This window comes from Thauera aminoaromatica, from assembly GCF_000021765.1.
Classification (GTDB): Bacteria; Pseudomonadota; Gammaproteobacteria; order Burkholderiales; family Rhodocyclaceae; genus Thauera; species Thauera aminoaromatica.
Map to the genome: position 1 here is coordinate 218,727 of NC_011662.2, position 20,609 is coordinate 239,335.

Annotated in this window: 17 protein-coding genes; 7 read left to right on the plus strand and 10 right to left on the minus strand. The window is 70.8% G+C overall.

Annotated features, from left to right (window positions below):
- Positions 1-4 precede the first annotated feature (4 nt).
- Both TMZ1T_RS00875 and TMZ1T_RS00880 read right to left on the minus strand, forming a co-directional pair.
- Positions 5-214, minus strand: a complete 210-nt coding sequence (locus TMZ1T_RS00875; RefSeq protein ID WP_004314862.1) for a hypothetical protein — start codon at positions 212-214, stop codon at positions 5-7.
- A 77-nt stretch (positions 215-291) separates the two neighbouring features.
- A complete protein-coding gene (locus TMZ1T_RS00880) occupies positions 292-2,031 on the minus strand; it encodes a PHA/PHB synthase family protein (protein ID WP_004314860.1) in 1,740 nt (579 codons plus the stop codon).
- Between the two features lie 329 nt (positions 2,032-2,360).
- Between TMZ1T_RS00880 and TMZ1T_RS00885 the strand changes: the two genes are divergently transcribed.
- Genes TMZ1T_RS00885 through TMZ1T_RS00895 form a run of 3 tightly spaced genes read left to right on the plus strand, consistent with a single transcriptional unit; the run spans position 2,361 to position 6,246 of the window.
- Positions 2,361-4,289, plus strand: a complete 1,929-nt coding sequence (locus TMZ1T_RS00885; RefSeq protein WP_012584295.1) for a DUF47 family protein — start codon at positions 2,361-2,363, stop codon at positions 4,287-4,289.
- Positions 4,286-5,971 (plus strand): PEP/pyruvate-binding domain-containing protein, encoded by a 1,686-nt coding sequence (locus TMZ1T_RS00890; protein ID WP_261789156.1) that lies wholly within the window; start codon positions 4,286-4,288, stop codon positions 5,969-5,971. Before TMZ1T_RS00885 ends, TMZ1T_RS00890 begins: the two co-directional genes overlap by 4 nt.
- Before the next feature lie 26 nt (positions 5,972-5,997).
- Entirely contained in the window at positions 5,998-6,246 is a 249-nt protein-coding gene (locus TMZ1T_RS00895) for a hypothetical protein (RefSeq protein WP_004324820.1), read from the plus strand.
- A gap of 22 nt (positions 6,247-6,268) precedes the next feature.
- On the opposite strand, the gene leuA is transcribed toward TMZ1T_RS00895, so the two are convergent.
- A complete protein-coding gene (gene leuA, locus TMZ1T_RS00900; protein WP_012584297.1) occupies positions 6,269-7,981 on the minus strand; it encodes a 2-isopropylmalate synthase in 1,713 nt (570 codons plus the stop codon).
- A gap of 170 nt (positions 7,982-8,151) precedes the next feature.
- On the opposite strand from leuA, the gene TMZ1T_RS00905 reads away from it, so the two are divergent.
- Positions 8,152-8,622 (plus strand): Lrp/AsnC family transcriptional regulator, encoded by a 471-nt coding sequence (locus TMZ1T_RS00905; protein WP_231570607.1) that lies wholly within the window; start codon positions 8,152-8,154, stop codon positions 8,620-8,622.
- 154 nt (positions 8,623-8,776) lie between these two features.
- Complete coding sequence (gene hmpA / locus TMZ1T_RS00910; protein ID WP_004324814.1) at positions 8,777-9,976, plus strand: NO-inducible flavohemoprotein; 1,200 nt, start codon at positions 8,777-8,779, stop codon at positions 9,974-9,976.
- Between the two features lie 198 nt (positions 9,977-10,174).
- On the opposite strand, the gene TMZ1T_RS00915 is transcribed toward hmpA, so the two are convergent.
- Positions 10,175-11,011, minus strand: a complete 837-nt coding sequence (locus tag TMZ1T_RS00915) for an extracellular solute-binding protein (RefSeq protein ID WP_004324812.1) — start codon at positions 11,009-11,011, stop codon at positions 10,175-10,177.
- A gap of 193 nt (positions 11,012-11,204) precedes the next feature.
- On the opposite strand from TMZ1T_RS00915, the gene paaX reads away from it, so the two are divergent.
- On the plus strand, positions 11,205-12,164 hold the full coding sequence (gene paaX / locus TMZ1T_RS00920) for a phenylacetic acid degradation operon negative regulatory protein PaaX (RefSeq protein ID WP_004324810.1): 960 nt from the start codon (positions 11,205-11,207) through the stop codon (positions 12,162-12,164).
- Positions 12,165-12,198: 34 nt separating this feature from the next.
- Here the strand turns inward: paaX and TMZ1T_RS00925 are convergent, their stop codons facing one another.
- The 6 genes from TMZ1T_RS00925 to TMZ1T_RS00950 all read right to left on the minus strand — a co-directional run bounded on the left by TMZ1T_RS00925 (position 12,199) and on the right by TMZ1T_RS00950 (position 19,168).
- The gene (locus TMZ1T_RS00925; protein ID WP_012584298.1) at positions 12,199-13,104 is read right to left on the minus strand and encodes a DmsC/YnfH family molybdoenzyme membrane anchor subunit; all 906 of its coding nucleotides are present in this window, start codon (positions 13,102-13,104) and stop codon (positions 12,199-12,201) included.
- Complete coding sequence (locus TMZ1T_RS00930) at positions 13,104-13,751, minus strand: 4Fe-4S dicluster domain-containing protein (RefSeq protein WP_004301603.1); 648 nt, start codon at positions 13,749-13,751, stop codon at positions 13,104-13,106. The genes TMZ1T_RS00925 and TMZ1T_RS00930 overlap by 1 nt, the downstream gene beginning before the upstream one ends.
- Complete coding sequence (locus TMZ1T_RS00935; RefSeq protein ID WP_012584299.1) at positions 13,748-16,501, minus strand: molybdopterin-dependent oxidoreductase; 2,754 nt, start codon at positions 16,499-16,501, stop codon at positions 13,748-13,750. Before TMZ1T_RS00935 ends, TMZ1T_RS00930 begins: the two co-directional genes overlap by 4 nt.
- 14 nt (positions 16,502-16,515) lie before the next feature.
- Positions 16,516-17,334, minus strand: a complete 819-nt coding sequence (gene fdhD / locus TMZ1T_RS00940) for a formate dehydrogenase accessory sulfurtransferase FdhD (protein WP_004301608.1) — start codon at positions 17,332-17,334, stop codon at positions 16,516-16,518.
- Positions 17,335-17,582: 248 nt separating this feature from the next.
- Positions 17,583-18,191: a nucleotidyltransferase family protein gene (locus tag TMZ1T_RS00945; protein WP_004301609.1), complete on the minus strand. Its 609-nt coding sequence runs from the start codon at positions 18,189-18,191 to the stop codon at positions 17,583-17,585.
- Positions 18,167-19,168 (minus strand): XdhC family protein, encoded by a 1,002-nt coding sequence (locus tag TMZ1T_RS00950; protein WP_004301614.1) that lies wholly within the window; start codon positions 19,166-19,168, stop codon positions 18,167-18,169. Before TMZ1T_RS00950 ends, TMZ1T_RS00945 begins: the two co-directional genes overlap by 25 nt.
- Before the next feature lie 240 nt (positions 19,169-19,408).
- On the opposite strand from TMZ1T_RS00950, the gene TMZ1T_RS00955 reads away from it, so the two are divergent.
- Positions 19,409-20,533, plus strand: coding sequence for a substrate-binding domain-containing protein (locus TMZ1T_RS00955; protein WP_004301616.1), 1,125 nt, complete (start codon positions 19,409-19,411; stop codon positions 20,531-20,533).
- The last annotated feature ends 76 nt before the right edge of the window (positions 20,534-20,609 follow it).

A 20,609-nucleotide genomic window follows, 5' to 3' on the forward strand; every position in this document is an offset into this window, starting at 1 on the left:
GAGATCAGCCGTGCTCGCCGCGGCGCAGGCGCTCCAGGTTGCGATGCCAGTCGGCGAGCGCGTCGGCGTCGTCGAGCAGGTCGGCGACGTGCTTCCTCGTTCGCGATTGCCAGCGCGCGGTGAGCTGCGCACCGAGGCTCTCGAGGCCTGCATGGAGGCCGAGGCGGTCGCCCGTCGGCGTGCCGGGGGCGGTGAGATGAGCGTGCGTCTGCATGATGCTTCCTCCTGTCGAATCGAAACCAAGCAAAAAATCCGCGCTGCGCCCGCAATTCACACTCGACCCCTCGCGGCTCACGCTTCCAGCACATACGTCCCCGGTGCATCCCCCAGCGCGGGATGGCGTTCGTCGGCGGCGGGGCGTGCGGCTACGAGCTCGCCGGCGCGCGGCTTCAGCCAGGCCATCCAGTCCTCCCACCAGCTGCCTTCGCGCAGCGCGGCGCGCTCGCGCCAGAGTGGCGCGCGGTCGGCGCGATGGGCGGTGGCGACACGGTAGTGGCGCCTGGGCGGCGTCACCGGCGGGTTGACGATGCCGAGGATGTGGCCGGAGCTCGACAGCACGAAGCGCTTGTCGGCGGCGACGTGGTGCATGGTGTGGAAGGTCTGCGCCCACGGCGCGATGTGGTCGTCTTCCGCGGCCACCGCGTAGAGCGGCTGGCGGATGCGGCGCAGGTCGATCGGCTCGCCCGCGACGACGAGGGCGTCGGGCTGGACGAGGCGGTTGTTCAGGTAGAGCTCGCGCAGGTACCAGGCGTGCATCGCGGCGGGCATGCGCGTGGTGTCCATGTTCCAGTACAGCACGTCGAAGGGCGCGGGCGACTCGCCATAGAGCCAGCCGTGCACCACGTAGTGCCAGATCAGGCTGTTCGAGCGCAGCAGGCGGAAGGAGGCGGCCATGTCCTTGCCATCGAGGTAGCCCTTCTCCTTCATCTGTTCGCTCAGGTGGGCGACGCTCTCCTCGTCGATGAAGACCTCGATGTCGCCCGGCTTGTGGAAGTCCACCAGGGTGGTGAACAGCGTCCAGTCGCGCACCGGCACGGCGTCCTCGCCGTAATGGCGCGCCGCCCAGGCCATCCAGGTGGCGAGCGCGGTGCCGCCGATGCAGTAACCGACCGCGTGCACCCGCTCGGCCCCGCTGCATTCGCGCGCCACCCGCACGATCGCGGAGATGCCCTCGACGAGGTAGTCGTCGAAGCGGACCTCGCGCATCGATGCGTCGGGGTTCTTCCAGCTCGTGATGTAGACGTCCAGACCCTGGTCGAGCAGGTAGCGCACCATGCTCTTCCTGGGGTTGAGATCGAGGATGTAGAACTTGTTGATCCAGGGGGTGACGATGACCACCGGCTCGGCATGCACCTGCGGCTGCGTGGGCGCGTAGTGGATGACCTCGAGCAGGCGGTTGCGGAAGATCACCGCGCCCGGCGTGGTGCCGAGGTTGTCGCCGACGTGGAAGCCGTCGGGATCCGTCATGCGCACGTTGCCCGCCTGCAGGTCGGCGAGCATGTTCTGCCAGCCCTGCCACAGGCTGTGGCCGCGGGTGTCGATGAAGCGTCGCAGCGCGATCGGGTTGGACCAGAGATAGTTGGTCGGCGCCACCGCGTTGAGCCACTTGCGCCACCAGAACGCCGCGCGCCGGCGCTCCTTGCCGGACAGCCCGGGGGTCTCGTAGAGCATGTCCTGGACGTGGTGGGTGAAGGCGAGATACCACTCCTTCACCAGGTCCCAGGTGGCCGAGTCGGTCCATACGGGGTCGGCGAAGCGTGGATCGTCGGCGTGCGGCTTGACCGGGTCGGCGCTGGGCAGGCCGAGCGCGCGCCGCCAGGTGTGCCACTGCAGCTGCCAGAGGTCGGTGCCGAGGCCGGCGAGGCGCTCGCCGAGCTCCTGCGGATGCATCAGCCAGGCCATCTGCGCATGCAGGATGGGTGCGGCGATGCCGAAGGGGTCGGCGCGTGCGGTCAGGCCCTCGCCGATCGCGGCGATGTGGCGGTAAACCGCCCGTCCGTCGGGGAGGCCGTTGCGGCCATTGGAGACCATGCGGCCATTGTGGCCGTTCGAGTCGGGCGGGGCCGGGTGCGCGCCCCGGTCCGGTTGCTGCTTGGCAGAAGGGGCCGTCGCCGGCCGTTTGCCGCCCCGTCGTGAAGCTGGCATGAGAAATCGCCTCCGTGCGCATCCCGTGCGGAGGGGGCCGCTACCCCGCCCGACGATCGCGCGCTGGTCGTTGAACATAATCTGCGCCCGGCGCTTGACAGCCGTATTGCGCTTTCGTGAAGCGTGTCTTGCGCAGCGCAGCAAGGTGCGGATTCATCGTGACATGACTGTCACATTTCACCCACAGAATCCTTCACGAATACCGGGAGGATGTCATGGAGAAGATCGAGGCCGTCGCCAGCCTGGGACAGGCGGAACTGCTCAGGCCGGCGCGCGTGCGTGCGGCGCTGGCCGCCAACGATCGACTGAAGCTCTATCTCAGCGTGCTGCAGGCGGCGCACGACTGCGCGCAGCGCGGCGACGCCCGCGCGCTCGACCTCGCGCGCGAGTTCGCCGTCGCCGGAGTCGATGCGCCCTGGCTGGCGCAGCTGCCGGCCACCGCCTACCGCGAGGGCAAGGAGCTGCATGTGGCCGGGCTCGACCGGCTGGCCGGCCTGCTCGCCGAGGACCTGTGCACCATGGCGCGCCCGCTCGAAGGCGATGCGGACTTCGCCGCGCGCTGTGCGCACTGGTGCGCCTGGCTCGAAGCGCTCGCGCCGGACACGCTGTCGTCGGCCCAGCTCCACGCGCTCACCAGCGGCAAGCGCGGCAAGGACGACAGCCTGCACCTGCTGGTGATGGACCTGCACAAGGCGCTCAACCGGCTCGCTTCGGAGCTCTCCAGCGAGACCATCGACGGCGCCCACGTATGGCAGGTGGATGCGACCGATCGCTCGCGCATCGCCGCCTTCATGCGCGGGCTCAACGCCACCCGTGCGCTCAAGCTCGATCATCCCGGGCTGGACACCGCCGCCACCCGCGACGGTGCGCGCCTGCTGCTGCAGAACGACATCGGCACCAACGACGCCCACGTGCTGGTGATTCAGGTCGAGGGTCTGCGCGTCGTGCTCACCTACTCCGATCTCCACCGTCGCCGCTTCGCCTTCTTCCAGTCGCTGCTGTGCGAGGTCGGCGCCAACTGGAGCGAGCCGCAGGCGCGCACCAGCGCCGGGCTCAACTTCGGCGCCACCTATTACGTCGGCACCGCGACCTTCGACTGTGCGGACGAGGAGGCGCTGTGCGGGGTGCTGGAGGGCATCGGCACGCGCATCGTGTTCCTCATCGACTGGAACCGCGCGCGCAAGCGGCTCGAACAGTTCGTCGGCAAGACCGACGCGGTGGCGATCCTCGCCGAGGCCGCACGCCGGCGCGTCGGTCACATGGCCTGGCTGGCCGCCGGCGGCGAGCAGCTGGTGTTCGGCGCGATGCAGGCGCTAGGGCCGGAGTACTTCCGCATCGGCGACCGCCTCGACGGCGTGCTCGGCACCGAGAAGGCCCGCGCCTTCGTACTCGAGAGCATGGCGCTGGCGAGCGCGGCGATGCAGCAGCGCCAGCCGCTCGCGCTGGTCGCGGACGACACCCGCCTGCTGCTCGCGCGCTACCTGCACCGGCACGACGAGTTCGACCTGCTCGCCGAACACGCGGCCTACTGCCATGCGCTCGCCGAGGGTCTGCGCGACGGCCTCGCCCACGGCCACGAGCGCGACCGCAAGGCGGCGCGCGAATTCTCCGAGCGCGCCAAGGACTGGGAGCGCCGCGCCGACCAGCTGGTGATGGACGCACGTGCGCGCGCCGAGGCGCGACCGCGCTGGGAGGCCTTCGCCGAGCTGGTGGAGACCGCCGACGACGTCGCCGACGCGCTCGAGGAGGCCGCCTTCCTGCTCTCGCTGATCGCCGCCGATCACCACCAGGGCTGGCGCGGCGAGGTGCACCAGACCATGCAGCTGCTCGCCGACGCGGTGCTCGGTGCGGCGCAGGACCACGTGCGCGCGCTCGAGATTGCGCGCGGATTCGGCGAGGACAGCAGCGCCGAGGACCACGAGGCGTTCGTCGCCGCGCTGTGGCGGGTGCTCAACGCCGAGCGCCAGTGCGACGTGCTGCTGCGCGACGTGCGCCGCGCGCTCGCCGAGCACGTCAGCGACGCGGCGACGCTGAACCTGAGCACGGACTTCGCCCAAGCGCTCGAGTCGGCCACCGACTGGCTGCTGGCGACCGGCTACGGCCTGCGCCGGCTGGTCTTCAGCCGCGCGGGGGTGGGGCGATGAGCGCGCAACACAACGAGGAGAGTCCGATGATGGCGCATCCCGATGCGGCGTCCGCCGCCGCGCCGGCCGACGCCCGTCGTGTCGTCCGCCTGATCCACGCCGACGCGCCCCTGCCCGCCGATTGCAGCGCCGAGGCGCTCGGCTCCAAGGCGTGGAACCTCGCGCGCATGGCCGCGCTCGGCCTGCCGGTGCCCCCGGCCTTCGTGATCGGTACCGGATGGTGTGCCGAACCCGGCGCGCTCGCCGAGGCCGCGTGGCGGCCGGCGCTCGCCGAGCTGGAGCGCCTGAGCGGGCTGCGCCTCGGCGACACGCGCCATCCGCTGCTGCTTTCGGTGCGCTCCGGTGCGCCGGTGTCGATGCCGGGGATGATGGAGACCCTGCTCGACATCGGCCTCACCGAGACCACGCTGTCCGGCCTGCTGCGCGTCAGCGGCCATCCACGCCTGACCTGGGATGCCTACCGGCGCCTGATCGCCGGCTATGGCGAGGTGGTCGCCGGGATCGACGCGCAGCATTTCGACGCCGACCTCGAGGCCGTGCGCGGCGAGTGTGGCGAGTGCGGCCAGGGCGACGAGCGCGTGCTCGACTTCGCGGCGCTGCGCGAGCTCGCCGCCCGCCACCTCGACACCTACCGGCGCGAAGCCGGCGAGGCCTTCCCGCAGGATGCGCACGAGCAGCTGCGCCAGGCCATCGCCGCGGTGTTCGCGTCCTGGCATGCGGACAAGGCGCGCGCCTACCGCGCGATGCACGGTCTGGCCGACGACATGGGCACCGCGGTCACGGTGCAGCGCATGGTGTTCGGCAACGCCGGCGGGCTGTCGGGCGCGGGCGTGGGCTTCACGCGCGACCCGAGCAGCGGCGAGCCGCGGCCATGGGTGGATTTCCTCTTCAACGCGCAGGGCGAGGACGTGGTCAGCGGCCGGCGCAGCGCGCACGGCCACGACGAGCTCGCCGCGGTCGCCCCCGCGGTGTGGCAGGCCGTGCTCGACGTGACCGCCCGCCTGGAGCGCGCCTTCGGCGACATGCAGGACTTCGAGTTCACCGTGCAGCAGGGCGTGCTCCACCTGCTGCAGACGCGTGCCGGCAAGCGCACGCCGCAAGCGGCGGCGCGGATCGCGCTCGACCTGCTCGACGAGGGCGTGATCGATGCGGAAACCGCGCGTGTCCGCACCGCCGCGCTGGATGTGCGCGCGCTCGCCGAGCACCGCATCGTGCGCGCCGACGGTGCCGCGCTCGTGCCGCTCGGCCGCGCCGCGAGCGCGGCGAGCGGGGTGGCCTGTGGCGAGATCGTCTTCGACGAGGCGCGCGCCCGTGCCCGCCACGCCGCGGGGGCGAAGCTGATCCTGGTGCGCCAGGACGCCGAGACGCGCGATCTCGCCGCGCTCGAACTCGCCGAGGGCCTGCTCACCTGCCGTGGCGCGCGCACTGCGCACGCCGCGGTGGTCGCGCGCCAGCTCGGCAAGGTCTGCCTGGTCGGCTGCGAGGCCTTGCGTCTCGACGAGGCGGGGCGCACGCTCGAACTCGGCGGTCACATCCTGCGCGAGGGCGAGCTGCTGACTCTGGACGGCAACGAGGGCGCGATCCATGCAGGCGCCGCGGCGGTTGTCGAAGTCGTGCCGCAGGCGCTGCTCGCGCGCCTCGACGCGCTGCACGGACGCGAGGTCGCGGCGCTGCAGTCCTGAAGATTTTCCGGCGGGAGGGTTGTTCGATGAGCTTCAGATCCAGCTACGGCCACAAGTGCGCGATCGAACTGTATCGCGACGCCACCGAGCGCCAGGCCAAGCTGGCCGGCGTGACCATTCCCACCTTCATGTGCCGGCGCTGCGGCAAGCGCCAGTCGGTGAGCGGACGCCGCCAGGTGGTGCGCGGCAGCTCGCGCTACGGCTATCACTGCGCGAGCTGCAGCACTGCGCGGCCGGCTGGCGCGGGTTGCGAAAGCCGGCCGTCCCAGGTGTAGCGGCAGCGGGTGCCGTCGCTGCTCAGGCTGCGCGCGCCGCGGGTGCGCGGGCGCAGTCCGGCTGCAGGCGATTGACCCCGCTGAGGATTGCGCGGATCGAGGCGGTGACGATGTTGGCATCGATACCCACGCCGTAGCGATCGCCGCCCTGTCCGCCTGCCTCGGTGAGCTCGAGGAAGGCGCAGGCCTGGGCGTTGCCGCCGTTCTCGCTGGGCGCCACCGAGCGCTCCTCGAAGCTGCGCACCTGGACGTCGATGCCGGCGCCGCGCAAGGCGTGGATGGCGGCGTCGATCGGGCCGTTGCCCTCGCCGACCAACAGGTGGCGGGTGCCGCCGAACTCGACCACGAGGCGGATGCCCTGCGCCGCGCCATGCTCGAAGAGGTGGTGCTCGACGTAGCGCACCGGCTCGACGTTGTCGAGGTAGGTGCTGCGGAACAGATCCCAGATCGCTGCCGCCGACATCTCACCGCCGCTGGCGTCGGTGACCTGCTGCACCTCGCGCGAGAACTCCACCTGCAGGCGGCGCGGCATCACGATGCCGTATTCGGTCTCGAGCAGGTAGGCGATCCCGCCCTTGCCGGACTGGCTATTCACCCGGATCACGGAGTCGTAGCTGCGGCCGACGTCGGCGGGGTCGATCGGGAGGTAGGGCACGTTCCACGGCTGGCCAGCCTTTTGAGCGGCGAATCCCTTCTTGATGGCGTCCTGGTGGGAGCCGGAGAAGGCCGTGAACACGAGATCCCCCACATAGGGGTGGCGTGGGTGGATGGGAAGCTGGTTGCAGTACTCGACGGTGCGCGCGACCGCGTTGATGTCGGAGAAGTCGAGCCCGGGCGACACCCCCTGGGTGTACATGTTCAGGGCGAGGGTGACGATGTCGACGTTGCCGGTGCGCTCGCCGTTGCCGAACAGGCAGCCCTCGACGCGGTCGGCGCCCGCCATCAGGCCGAGCTCGGCGGCGGCGACGCCGCTGCCGCGGTCGTTGTGCGGGTGCAACGAAAGCACCACGCTGTCGCGGCGGGCGAGGTTGCGGTGCATCCACTCGACCTGGTCGGCATAGACGTTGGGCGTGGCGACCTCGACCGTGGCGGGGAGGTTGAGGATGACCTTGTTCTCGGGCGTGGCGCCCCACTCGGCGGTGACGGCGTCGCAGACCTCCCGGGCGAAGTCGAGTTCGGTGGCGGAGAAGGTCTCCGGGCTGTATTCGAGGCGGATCTCGGTGCCGCACTCCTTCTCCATTTCCGCGCCGATCTGCTTGATCAGCCGTACGGCGGAGACCGCGAGCGCGAGTACCTGCGGCTTCTCCATGCCGAACACGAGCTCGCGGAAGGTGGGCGAGGTGGCGTTGTAGACGTGGATGATCGCGCGCGGCGCGCCGCGTACCGACTCCATGGTGCGGCGGATGAGGTCCTCGCGCGCCTGGGTGAGCACCTGGATGGTCACGTCGGCCGGGATGTGGCCGCCCTCGATGAGCGCGCGCACGAAGTCGAAGTCGGTCTGCGAGGCCGACGGGAAGCCGACCTCGATCTCCTTGAAGCCGATCTCGCACACGGTGCGGAACATGCGCATCTTGCGCTCGACGTTCATCGGCTCGAACAGCGCCTGGTTGCCGTCGCGCAGGTCGGTGCTCATCCAGATCGGGGCGCGCTCGATGAGCGTGTTCGGCCACTGGCGGTCGGCGAGCGCGATCGGGGCGAAGGGACGGTACTTGGCGGCGGGGTTCTGCAACATCATGGCGCGGTCCTCGTGGGCATGGCGTGATTCGATGGACGAAAGTCTACGCGCCGTGCGGCGGCAGACGATTGCGTTGTTGCGGTGCGAGCGCGCTTATTTGTGCAGGAACATGCGTACTTACGAACTTGAATGAAATAATCTGCCTTTCGGAAAGAATGGAGCGCCCGATCGTGCAACTCGACCGCTACGACCGCCAGATCCTGGAGCTGCTCCAGCAGGATGGCCGCATCAGCAACCAGGAGCTCGCCGACCGCATCGCGCTGTCGCCCTCGGCCTGCCTGCGCCGGCTGCGTGCGCTGGAAGAGTCCGGTCTGATCCGCGGCTACCGCGCCCTGCTCGACGCCAGGAAGCTCGGCCTGTCGCTGATGGCGCTGATCCACATCTCGATGGACCGCCACACGCCCGAGCGCTTCTCGCACTTCGAGGCCGAGGTGGAGAAGATCCCGCAGGTGCTCGAATGCCTGCTGATCACCGGCCAGGACGCCGATTACCAGCTCAAGGTGGTGGTCACGGACATGGACGGCTACCAGGCGCTGCTGCTCGAGCGCATCACCCGCATCCCCGGCGTCACCGGCGTGCATTCGAGCTTCGTGCTGCGGCGGGTGATCGACAAGACGGCGCTGCCATTGCCGGGGGCCTGAGCGCCGGGTGTGCACAAACTGGATATATGTCACGTTGTGAGCGGATAGCGGGGGCGGGTGTCTGCGTCCAAGATCTCCGGGCTGCGTGGCCCTTGCGCCGCGCTCGAGTTCATCCAAATGAAGTCCGCCGTGTGCGGACCCCCAAGGAGACGACATGGACGCCCGCGTTCGCGAACTGGTCAAGGCCACGATCCCTGTGCTCAAGGAGCACGGCGTTGCCCTGACGACGTATTTCTATCAGCGCATGTTCCGCCACAACCCGGAACTGAAGAACATCTTCAACCAGTCGCACAACGAGACCGGCAAGCAGCCGGTGGCGCTGGCGATGGCGGTGCTGGCCTACGCCGAGAACATCGACGACCCTTCGGTGCTGGCGCCGGTGATCACCCTGATCGCCAACAAGCACGCCAGCGTGGGCATCCGCGCCGAGCACTACCCGATCGTCGGCAAGCACCTGCTGGCCTCGATCCGCGAGGTCCTGGGCGACGCCGCCAGCGACGAGCTGATCGCAGCCTGGGGGGTGGCCTATGGCGCGCTTGCCGACGTCTTCATCGACGCCGAGAGCAAGCTCTACAACCAGGCCTGCAACGCCGATGGCGGCTGGAGCGGCTGGCGCAGCTTCCGCATCATCGACAAGGTGCGCGAGAGCGAGGAGATCACGTCCCTCCACCTCGTGCCCTGCGACGGCGGCCCGCTGCCGGCCTACCGCGCCGGCCAGTACACCACCGCGCGGGTGTTCGTGCCCGAGCTCGGCGTGATGCAGTTGCGCCAATACACGCTTTCGATCGCGCCGGGGGCCATGCACTTCCGCATCTCGGTGAAGCGCGAGCCGGCGGGCGCGACCACGCCGGCCGGTCGGGTGTCGAACCGCCTGCACGACTTCTACAAGGTGGGCGACATGCTCGAGCTGGCGCCGCCCTTCGGCGAGTTCTTCCTCGACGAGACCCACGACGGCCCGGTGGTGCTGATCAGCGGCGGGGTCGGCATCACGCCGATGATCTCCATGCTCGACCGCCTGGTAGCGGCGGCGCCGTCGCGTCCGGTGCAGTTCGTGCATGCCTGCCGCAATGCCGCGGTGTTCGCCTTCGGTGCGCATCTGGCGAAGGTGGCGGAGCGCAACCCGCAGGTGAGGCTGCATCTGTTCCACGACGAAGGCGCGGTTTCGGCACCGGTGCAGGCGGGCCGTGTCGATCTGCGCGCGCTGGCGGGCGAGGTGCTGGCAGAGGGGGCCGACTACTACCTGTGCGGCCCGGTCGGCTTCCTGGAGGCGCAGATCGCGACCCTGCACGAGCTGGGGGTCGAGTCGGCGCGCATCCATGCCGAGGTGTTCGACACCGGCGGCATCGCGACCTGAGGCCGGGGCCGGCTCGTCCGGCTTCGATCCGGCCGCGGGGCCGGGGCCTCGCGTGTGCGCAGCCCGGCCGCCCGGGGTCGGCGCCGGTCCGGTGTTTTTCGGTAGGAGCGACGCAAGTCGCGATTGCAGTGCCTGGAGTCCGCGCCTTCGCTTCGGCACCAGCCGATCGCGTGTCGCGTCGCTCCTGCCCCGTTCGCCTTACTGCCCGGCGTTCGGGAAGAAGAGCTGCTCGCCCTCGATCTTGTACGCGGCGATGGCCTCCTGGCCGGCGGGCGAAACCACCCATTCGACGAACTTGCGCGCCTCGGCCTGTTTCACGTGCGGGTGGCGCTCGGGGTTCACCACCATCACGCCGTACTGATTGAAGAGGCGGGTGTCGCCTTCGACCAGCACCGCGAGGTCGGCGCGGTTCTTGAAGCTGAGCCAGGTGCCGCGGTCGGCGAGCACGTAGGCGCCGCTCGATGCCGCCATGTTGAGTGCCGGGCCCATGCCGCAGCCGCATTCCTTGTATCCGCTCCCCTTGTTGTCGACCCCGGCGGCCTTCCAGTAGCGCAGCTCGGCGGCGTGGGTGCCGCTCTTGTCGCCGCGCGACACGAAGTTGCCGTTGGCGGCGGCGAGCTTCTGCAGCGCGCCGGTGATGTCCTTGCCCTTGGCGGCGGCCGGATCGTCCTTCGGCCCGATCAGCACGAAGTCGTTGTACATGACCTTGCGGTGCTCGATGCCGTGGCCTTCATCGACGAACTTCCGCTCTGCGTCGGCGTCGTGCACGAACACCACGTCGGCGTCGCCGCGGCGGCCGACGTCGAGGGCCTGGCCGGTGCCGAGCGCGACCACCTTCACGTCGATGCCGGTCGCCTGTTTGAACTGCGGCAGAATGTGGCCGAAGAGACCGGACTGCTCGGTGGAGGTCGTCGACGCGACGACGATCGATGCGGGCTGCTGGGCGATCGCCTGGGCGGCGAAGAGGCCGATCGTCACGGTGGCGATTCCGGCGAGGCTGCGGCGGATGCGCGCGATGCGGGTGTTGCGGGTCATGCGGAGTCTCCTCGATTGGGGGTGGGCTCGCGGGGTGGGCGGTGTCGTGGCCGTCGCGGCGGCTGCGGCGACGGATGAGCCTCGGGCAATCTAGGCAGGCGGGTGGGATGGATCAATATGAAGGGATCTGCATAGGATGGAGGGCCGCAGCGGCGTGGATGCCGCCGCGCACCACGGACATGGACCAGAGCGCATGAAGAGCCGCGTGATCGAACGCTGGGTCGAGGCCCACCTCGCCGGACGGCGCATCAGCGCCAACTCGCTGATCATCTCGGTGTATGGCGACCTGATCGCGGTGCACGGCGGCGTGGTGTGGCTGGCCGACCTGATCCGGCTGATGGCGCCCTTCGGGCTCAACGAGCGCGTGGTGCGCACCAGCGTCTATCGGCTGGTGCAGGACGACTGGCTGGAGTCGGGACAGGTCGGCCGGCGCAGCTACTACCGCCTCGCCGCATCCGGCATGCGCCGTTTCGCGCCGGCGTGGCGGCGGATCTTCGAGCCCGAGGGGGAGGGCTGGAGCGGGACCTGGCAGGTGGTGATGCTGCCCTCCGCGCTCGAGGCGCGGGTGGCGGACAACCTGCGCCGGGAGCTGTCTTGGGCGGGCTACGGGGCGCTCAACGCCGGCGTGCTGTTGCGCCCGACCGACGACGCCTCGACCCTGCGCAACATCCTCGACGGCTGCGGCCTGCGCGACCGCGTGGTGCCGCTCACCGCGCGCGGCCTGGACGGGGTGACCGGCGCGGCCACCGACGAGCTGGTGCGCGAGTGCTGGGACCTGCAGGCGATCGCCGCCACCTACGACGGCTTCATCGAGCACTTCCGGCCGCTGCTGCGCGCCTTCGGTGCGGGCGAGGCCGAGCCGGAGCAGGCCTTCCTGGTGCAGACCCTGTTGATGCACGAGTTCCGCCGCGTGCTGCTGCACGATCCGCAGCTGCCGGTGCAGGTCATGCCCAACCGCTGGCGGGGGGACGCGGCGCGCGAGCTGTGCGCGCGACTGTATCGGCTGAGCTGGCGAGCGGCGTGCCGGCACCTGCAGGCGAGTTGCGCCACGCCCGAGGGGCCGCTGCCGCCGCCGTCGGCGCAGTTCTTCCGCCGCTTCGGCGGTCTGGAGCTGCCGCCGGCGGCGACGGACGAGGTCGCGGCCGAGGGCTGAGCGGGCGCTGTGAGGCGCCCGCCCGCATGGCCGCTCAGGCGTTGCCGAGGCGGGGTGCGCTGGCGAGGCCGGCGGGCTTGCCGCCGCGCACGGGGTGATGCTTGAGCGCGATGCCCTGGGTGAAGGCGGCGCGACGGATCAGGGTGTATTTGAACCACCAGCCGGCGCCGGCAGCCAGCAGACCCGCCGCGGCGAGCGCGCTGCCCGCGCCGGGCACGCCGGCGAGGATGCCCGCCGCGGCGAGCAGCGCGAGCCCAGCCGGCAGCAGGTGGCCGACGCGCACCATGCGCGCCGCGATCGCCTCGAAGGCCTGCACGCTGGGGGCCGGGGCGCGATCGGCGCGCAGGCCGTCGAGGTAGCGTCTCCACAGCAGCAGGCGGGCGCACAGGGCGAGCACGAGGGCCATCGCGGCGGCGATCTGCAGCCCGCCCGCCAGGGTGGTGGCGATCAGGCCCGCGCCCTCGGCCAGTCCGGTGCCCAGTACCAGCGGCGCGCAGCGCGCATGGCGCCAGGCGGGGATGCCCTTGTCGGCGGCGAGGATGCGCGCCTGGGCGTAGACGAAGGCGAGGCCGCACAGCCCGGCGAGTGCCTGCGCGGCGGGGTGGGCGGTGTAGAGGGCGAGCACGCCCGCGCCGAACAGCGCCAGTGCGACCGAGGCCTCGCGCGTCATCCACGAGCTGCGGATGTGACGGAAGACGTTGAGCGCGCGCCACGGTCGGCCGATCTCGAACCAGACGCACAGCAGCCCGAGGGCGACGAGGAGCAGGCCGGCGGCGAGTTGCGGGCGCACCTCGACACCGGCGAGGCCGGCGAGCCCGGCGAACAGCACGAGCCCGCCGCCGCTGCCGCCGCAGATGAAGTTGCCGGCGGCGCGCCAGTCCCAGTGCTGCTGCAGGCGGGGTGCGGGCTGGCCGGGGAGGGGGGAACGGTTCGGTTTCATCAGGCGTGATCCCAGATGTAATAGACGCTCGGCCCGGTGCCGAGCTCCTCGTGCATGTGGAAGTGCTGGGTTTTTGCGAGCAGGCGGCTGACCGCGCTGTCGGGGTCGTCGATGTCGCCGAAGACCATCGCGCCCGAGATGCAGGAGTTGACGCAGGCCGGGGTGACCTCGGGGTCGCGCCCGGGGATGCGTCCGCTCGCCGCGGCGGCGTCGATGCGTTCCTTGCAGAAAGAACACTTGGTCGCCACCGAGATGCGCGACGGGTCGAAGCGGATCGCCTCGGAGGCGATCGGCTGCTCGCCGTAGGCGAAGCGCGCTTCGTGCACGATCGAGCGCGCCTCGTAGGGACAGGCCATCACGCAGTTGGCGCAGCCGATGCACACGTCGTAGTCGATGGTGACCAGGCCGTCGCGGCGCTTCTGCGTCGCCTCGGTGGGGCAGACCGCCGCGCACGGCGGCTCGGCGCAGTGCATGCAGGCCGTCGGCAGGAAGCTGCGGCGCACGTCGGGGAACTCGCCGGTCTCGAGGTCGAGCACGCGGCGCCACTGCACGCCGGGCGGGGTGGCGTTGGCGTTCTTGCACGCCGCGGTACAGGTCTGGCAGCCCACGCAGCGGCGCAGGTCGATGCTCATCACATAGCGGGTCATTGCACGGTGCTCCCTTCGAGACGGCGGATCGCCACGCGCACGATGTCGGCGCCCGAGCCGGTGGCGTCGGTGAGTTCGAGCGACATCGGCGCCACGGTGTTGAGGCTGGGCATGCCGAAATCCTTGGCGACCGGGGTGGCCCAGTGGTCGAACTGGCCCGGGATGACCAGGGTGTCGGGGCGGATGCCGTGGGCGAGCACCGCCTTGCCGTAGGTGGCGCCGATGTGCGAGCGGATCTCGACGCGGTCGCCGTCGGCGATGCCGAGGCGCCTGGCGGTGTTGGCGTTCATGATCACCCCGGCGTGGCCCCGCACGTTCTGCGCCACCTCGCGCATCAGCGCGATGCTGACGTTGCCGCCGGTGTGGTACTGCATGCTCTTGGTGGCGAGCAGCCACAGCGGGTAGTCCTCGGGCTTCGCGCCGCTGTCGACCAGGGCCTGCTCCCAGCGCCCGGGAACGTCGTGCCATTCGGGCAGGGCGGTGTATTCGGAGAGCTGGGTGTCCCACCAGTGCATGTCGTGCTCGTGCAGGCGGTTGCCGAGCTCGCGGCCGATGCGCAGCAGGCGCTCCTGGTAGGGCAGCTCGTAGCGCAGGCCCTTCTCGGCCAGGGTGGGGGTGAGGTACCACGAGCGCTGCGGCATCGGCACGGTGTAGAAGCCGTGCTCCTTGAACCAGGCGAGGTCGTGGGTCTCCTGCCCCTGCGAGAGATCGGTGCTCGCCGCGCGGCAGATGGCGTCCCAGATCGTGTCCACGTCGTGCGTGCGCGTGGGGTCGAGGCTGAAGTCGTAGCCCTCGCCGGCGAGCGGCGAGACGCCGCCGGCGCCGCGGTTGATCGCCTTGTTGTAGGGCTCGAGCAGGCCGGTGCGGCGCGCCAGCTCGGTGCTGATCCAGGTGAAGTCGCGCGCCTCGCCCTGCGGCTCGACCGCCGGCTGGCGCAGCACCACGCCGCGCGCGGTCCAGAACTGCTCGACGAACTTGGTGCCGCCGACCTTGATCATCTGCAGGGATTCGAGGTCGGTGGCCTCGGGCAGCAGCAGGTCGGCGAAGAAGTTGGTCTCGTCCACCGTGTAGGCGAAGGACACGGTGAAGGGGAAGGTGGCGATCGTCTCCACCAGGCTGGGCGTGTCCCAGAACGAGATCGCCGGGTTGGAGCGGTAGATGAACCAGATGTCGGGCAGGGTCGGCTTGGGCATGTTGAAGTCGCGCGGCACCTCGCGCTGGAACATCCACGCCAGCTGGGTGGGGCCGAGCGCCTGGCTCCATGCCGAGTTGCCGACGATCGGCACCAGGGTGCGGTGGGCGTTGCGGCCGGTGGGCCGGGCGACCCAGTGCTCCTTGTCGGTGGGGTTGAATTTCTGCGCCATGAAGCCGTCCTCGCCAGCGGCGACGCTAAGGTGGCGGTCGTCGTGCGGGCGGTTCAGCCGCACCGTGGTGCCGAGGGTACCGCCCGGCACCTCGAGCGCGCCCACCAGGGTGGCGAGCACCGTGCGCGCCCAGCAGCACTCGAAGGCGCCCCAGCCGTTATTCACCGACTTGCCGAGGGTGACCGCGACCGGGCGCAGCGGCAGGGTGGCGCCGTCCACCTCGATGGTGGCGCCGACCTGCGCGTTCTCGAGGTACTCGCCCGCGATGCGGCGGATGGTGGTCGCGGGCACGTCGCAGATGCCCTCCGCCCACTCCGGCGTGTATTTGCGCATGTGCTCGACCAGCATCGTGTGGGCGGGCGTGCCCTCCACGTCGACGAGCGCATGGCGGGCGTCGTCGGCATCCACGGTCACCGCCGCGGCGACGCGGAAGCGGCCTTCGAGCGCGGGCTCGACGCCCGGGGTGTCGAAGGGCACGGCGCGGCCGGCGGCGGGATCCCACACCAGCGGCTTCGCGCTGTCGGGGGCGCGCAGATAGAGACCGTCGGGGCCGACCAGGTAGGGCGAGGACGTGCGGTCGCGCAGGAAGGGCAGGTCGAGCTGCCCGAGGCCGTGCTCGCACACCAGCACGTGGATCAGCGCGAACATGAAGGCGGGGTCGGTCTTGGGGCGGATCGGCACCCACTCGGACGCACAGGCGCCGGTGATCGACAGGTGGGGCTCGACCTGCACGCGCTTGTAGCCGCGCACGCGCGCGTCGGCGTGGCGGGTGACCGCGCACGGGCCGCCGGAGGCGTCGACGTTGCTGCCGATCGAGATCACGTAGCGGCAGTTGGGCGTGTCGGCGGCGACGGTGAAGGCGCGGTGCCAGAACTCGCCGTAGAGGTGCTCGGAGTGCACGCACTTGACGCCCTGGCCGGAGCCGAAGCTGAAGTCGATCGGCCCCCAGGCGGCGAGGAAGGCGGGCAGGGTGCCCATGTACATCGCCGGCGTGCCGCCGTGGCCGAAGCTGGCCGCCACGCGCGGCAGGCCGGAGTCGTCGACGAGGCCCTTCTCGCGCACCCCGGCGAGGCGGGCGGCGATGGTGTCGAGGGCCTCGTCCCAGGAGATCGGCACGAAGCCCGGATCCTCGTTGCGCCCCTTCTTCGGGTTGGTGCGCTTCATCGGCTGCAGGATGCGGTGCGGGTTGTAGGTCTTCTGCACCAGGCCGTGCGCCTTCACGCACACGCGGCCGCGTGCGGGATGAACCTCGGCGGCGGCGAAGTTTGGTTCGATCTCGGTGGCCACGCCGTCGATCACCTTGACGGTCATGAAGTCGGGGCCGGCGACGCAGTTGTAGCAGTAGCTCGGAATCTTGCGTTCGTTGCGGGCGGTGGCGGCGGTCATCGCGGACTCCTCGCTCAGTGCATGCGTTGCGGGTGGGTGTAGACGCTGTGGCGGTGGCCGCGCGCGAAGCCGACCAGGGTGACGCCCGCGGCCTCGGCCAGGCGCACCGCCATGCCGGTCGGCGCCGAGAGCGCGGCGATCGCGGCGATGCCGACGGTGGCGGCCTTCTGCACGATCTCGTAGCTGGCGCGGCTGGTCATCAGCACGAAGCCGTCGTCGAAGCCGCAGCCGCGCGTGGCGATCGCGCCGATGAGCTTGTCGAGCGCGTTGTGGCGGCCGACGTCCTCGCGCACCAGCGCGACGCTGCCGTCGCGCCGGCACCACGCCGCCGCATGCACCGCGCCGGTGAGCTGGAACAGCGGCTGCAACGCGGCGAGCTCAGCCTGGGCGCGCTCGAGCGCGCCGGGCTGGATCGCGGTGTCGGCGAGGCGGGCGGGCGGCAGCGGGCGCTGCAACTGGGCGAGGCTCTCGATGCCGCACAGGCCGCAGCCGGTGCGCCCGGCGAGCGCGCGGCGGCGTTCGCGCATGGCGGCGAAGCGCTCGCTGGCGAGCGCCATGCGCACCTCGCAGCCGAGGGCGTGCTCCACCACGTCGATGTCGTGGAGCTCGCGCGCGCTCGCGGCGATGCCCTCGCTGAGCGTGAAGCCGAGCGCGAAGTCCTCGAGATCCTGCGGGGTGGCGAGCATCACCGCGTGGGAGAAGCCGTTATAGACGAGGGCGACCGGCGCCTCTTCGGCGACCGCGTCCTCGCCGAGGATCGCGGAGTCGGTGCCCCGGCGTTCGACGCCGTAGCTGCGGTGCGCGCCGCTTGCGGGGGAAGGGTGGTCGAGCATGGGGACCTCCTGTCGGGAAGGAGCCGCAAGAGGGTCGTGCAGCGGCTTGACTTAATGATACAAAAAAATATCAAGAAATCAATATCTGCGTATCACAAAATTATAAAGTCAAGTTAAATCATGACGTTGCAGATAGTTAGATATCCACGAATAAGATTGCTCGTGTTGCTTCGCTATGGGGGATTTTGCATAGGATGGGTGCGGCGGGAGCCCGGGCGGTCCGTGCTTGCCGTGCGAGGGGCGGGCGTTCAGTGGCTGCCGAGGCGGTGATTCACGGCGGCCAGGTCGGACGGCGTGTCGATGTCCAGCCAGCTGGCGTCGTTGTCGACAGCGAGTTCGACCAGCGCCCCACGGTGGCGAGCGAGCAGTGCGCGTGCGCCTTCGTCGCCGGCGAGGGCGCGCAGCTCGTCACCGAAGCGCGCGGCGAAGCCCACCGGATGGCCGCGGCGGCCCCGGCAGACGGGGGCGGCGATGGCGGCGCCGGCGCGCAGCGCGTCGGCGACCAGGCGGTGCTGGGCGGTGGGCACCAGCGGCATGTCGCCAAGTGCGACCAGCCAGCCTGCGGCATCGGCGGTGGCGGCCACGCCACAGGCGATGCTGACGCCCATGCCGGGGTGCTCGGCGCCACAGCGAACCACCTCGGCACCCGCCGCACGCAGCTCGTCCTCAAGCGTGCCGGGCTGGGCGGGAACGACCGCCACCACCAAGTCGACGGCCGGCAGCAGGCGGGCGCAGGTGGTCGCGGCCACGCCGCGGCCGTCGGCCAGGCGGGCGACGAGCTTGCCGCCGCCGAAGCGGCTGCCGGCACCGGCGGCGAGCAGGATGCCGACGATCAGGCCGCGCGTGCGAGCGGGCATGCGGCGGACTCCGTCGCCGGGCGTGCGACTGCGGCCGTCAGGCTCGTGCCGTTGCGGCGCGCGGTGAGGTCGGCGACGATCGCGAGCGCGATCTCGGGCGGTGTGCGGCTGCCCAGCGGCAGGCCTGCCGGTGCATGCAGGCGGGCGATCTGCGCGTCGCCGAGGTCGAACAGGCGCAGGCGCTCGCGGCGGGCGGCGCTGGTTGCGCGCGAGCCCACTGCGCCGATGTAGAAGGCGTCGCTGTGCAGCGCGTCGATGAGGGCGAGGTCGTCGAGCTTGGGATCGTGGGCGGCGGCGAGGATCACGCTGCGGCGGTCGGGGCGCATCGCGGCGACCGCGTCGTCGGGCATCTCGGTGGTGATCTCCACGCCGGGCAGCGTCCAGCTCGCGCGGTATTCCTCGCGCGGCTCGCTGAGCGTGACGCGGTAGTCGAGGGCGAGCGCGAACTGGGCGAGATAGGCGGAGAGCTGGCCGGCGCCGACGATCAGCATGCGCCAGCGCGGCCCGAAGGCCGCGGTGAGCCGGGAGCCGTCGAACACCACCGCGGTGTCCGGGACGGAGTCGAGCAGCTCCACGGCGCCCGTGGCGAGGCTCAGCCGGCGTGCGAGCAGTTCGCCGCGCTCGATGCGCGCGAGCGTCTCGGCGAGCCGGCTGCCGGCGTGCAGCGGCTCGAGCACCAGGCTCAGCGAGCCGCCGCAGGGTAGCTGGAAGCGCCGGGTCTGGTCCGCGGTGATGCCGTAGGTGACGAGCTCCGGGCGCTCGAGCCATTGCGTGCGCAGGCGATCACTCAGGTCGTCCTCGATGCAGCCGCCGGAGACCGAGCCGGCCAGGCGTCCGTCGCCGCAGATCGCCAGCAACGCGCCTTCGGGTCGCGGCGAGGAGCCCCAGGTGCGCACCACCGTCGCGAGCGTGACCGGCAGTCCGGCCGCCTGCCAGGCGACGGCCTGGCGCAAGGTCTCGAGATTGACGCTGTCCATGTCGGTTCCTCGGGAAAGGAAAATGTTAGGCACGCTAACTATTGGAGTTCAAACAATTACACTTCGAAGTGTAGCAGGGTGCCGGGCCCTTGCAAATTGAAAGGCACAGCAGCGGGACGTCCGGTTTCGTCTCGGCCAGGCCTTATGCCCCGGGGGCGCGGGCTCGCCGCGGACGACGCGCTTGCGCTAACCTCGCACGAGGCCGTCACGATGGCGGCAGACACGGAGAGCGGACGGCAGATGCGCAGGATCAGGCTGAACTACGTACTCGGCGCGGACACGGGGTCGGCGCCGCTCCACAATCCCCTGCTCGACCTCCTGCAGGCGGTGCGCGAGCAGGGCTCGATCTCCGCCGCCGCGCGTGTGCTGGACCTCTCCTACCGCCACGTTTGGGGCGAGCTCAAGCGCTGGGAGCTCGAGCTCGGCCAGCCGCTGATCCTGTGGGAGAAGGGCCAGGCCGCGCGCCTGTCCGAGTTCGGCGCCAAGCTGCTGCTCGCCGAGCGCCAGGTGCAGGCTCGCCTGTTGCCGCAGATCGAGGCGCTGCGCGCCGACCTCGAGCGCGCCTTCGCGATCGCCTTCGACGATTCGGTGCATGTGCTGTCCTTCCACGCCAGCCACGACGAGGCGCTCGCCGCGCTCGGCGAGGAGGCGCGGACCCGCGGCCTGCACCTGGACATCCGCTTCACCGGCAGCGTCGATGCGATCCGCGCATTGAACGAGGGCCGCTGCACCATGGCCGGCTTCCACGTGCGCCTGCCGGCGGTGCCGGGCTCGCGGGGGTCGTCGTCACACTCGCAGCGCACCTACAAGCCGCTGCTGCGCCCCGGCCTGCACAAGCTGATCGGCTTCGCCCGCCGCAGCCAGGGCCTGATCGTGGCACGCGGCAATCCGCGCGGCCTGCACGGCCTCGCCGACCTCGCGCGCCCCGGCGTGCGCTTCGTCAATCGCGCGCGCGGCACCGGCACGCGGGTGATTTTCGACGAGCTGCTCGGCGAGCTCGGCCTCGCGCCCGCCGCGATCGAGGGCTACGCCAATGACGAACCCTCGCACGCCGCGGTCGCGCAGGCGGTGGCGAGCGGTCAGGCCGACGCCGGCTTCGGCATCGAGGCGAGCGCGCGCGGCCGCGGACTGGACTTCGTGCCGCTGGTCGAAGAGGCCTACTTCCTCGCCTGCCTCAAGTCCACCCTGGAGCACGACGCCACCCGCGCCCTGCTCGCGCTGCTGCGCACCGCCGCATGGCAGCAGCGCCTGGCCGACCTGCCCGGCTACGCGCCGATGCAGAGCGGCGAGGTGCTGTCGATGAGCCGGGTGCTGCCGTGGTGGCGCTTCGGGGGGCGTGGAAACGCTCGCGAAGGAAAGCAATAAGCTGATGTTTGAATTGCAATTTTCCGTGAAACATTAGCGCGGAACCTGGCCGCTCGCGTCCGAAGCGCGTAGAATC

Bases quoted from the DNA above. Each gene is read 5' to 3' on its own strand.
- TMZ1T_RS00875 (WP_004314862.1), bottom strand. From the start codon at position 214: ATGCAGACGCACGCTCATCTCACCGCCCCCGGCACGCCGACGGGCGAC.
- TMZ1T_RS00880 (WP_004314860.1), bottom strand. From the start codon at position 2,031: ATGGTCTCCAATGGCCGCAACGGCCTCCCCGACGGACGGGCGGTTTAC.
- TMZ1T_RS00885 (WP_012584295.1), top strand. From the start codon at position 2,361: ATGGAGAAGATCGAGGCCGTCGCCAGCCTGGGACAGGCGGAACTGCTC.
- TMZ1T_RS00890 (WP_261789156.1), top strand. From the start codon at position 4,286: ATGAGCGCGCAACACAACGAGGAGAGTCCGATGATGGCGCATCCCGAT.
- TMZ1T_RS00895 (WP_004324820.1), top strand. From the start codon at position 5,998: ATGAGCTTCAGATCCAGCTACGGCCACAAGTGCGCGATCGAACTGTAT.
- leuA (WP_012584297.1), bottom strand. From the start codon at position 7,981: ATGATGTTGCAGAACCCCGCCGCCAAGTACCGTCCCTTCGCCCCGATC.
- hmpA (WP_004324814.1), top strand. From the start codon at position 8,777: ATGGACGCCCGCGTTCGCGAACTGGTCAAGGCCACGATCCCTGTGCTC.
- TMZ1T_RS00915 (WP_004324812.1), bottom strand. From the start codon at position 11,011: ATGACCCGCAACACCCGCATCGCGCGCATCCGCCGCAGCCTCGCCGGA.
- paaX (WP_004324810.1), top strand. From the start codon at position 11,205: ATGAAGAGCCGCGTGATCGAACGCTGGGTCGAGGCCCACCTCGCCGGA.
- TMZ1T_RS00925 (WP_012584298.1), bottom strand. From the start codon at position 13,104: ATGAAACCGAACCGTTCCCCCCTCCCCGGCCAGCCCGCACCCCGCCTG.
- TMZ1T_RS00930 (WP_004301603.1), bottom strand. From the start codon at position 13,751: ATGACCCGCTATGTGATGAGCATCGACCTGCGCCGCTGCGTGGGCTGC.
- TMZ1T_RS00935 (WP_012584299.1), bottom strand. From the start codon at position 16,501: ATGACCGCCGCCACCGCCCGCAACGAACGCAAGATTCCGAGCTACTGC.
- fdhD (WP_004301608.1), bottom strand. From the start codon at position 17,334: ATGCTCGACCACCCTTCCCCCGCAAGCGGCGCGCACCGCAGCTACGGC.
- TMZ1T_RS00945 (WP_004301609.1), bottom strand. From the start codon at position 18,191: ATGCCCGCTCGCACGCGCGGCCTGATCGTCGGCATCCTGCTCGCCGCC.
- TMZ1T_RS00950 (WP_004301614.1), bottom strand. From the start codon at position 19,168: ATGGACAGCGTCAATCTCGAGACCTTGCGCCAGGCCGTCGCCTGGCAG.
- TMZ1T_RS00955 (WP_004301616.1), top strand. From the start codon at position 19,409: ATGCGCAGGATCAGGCTGAACTACGTACTCGGCGCGGACACGGGGTCG.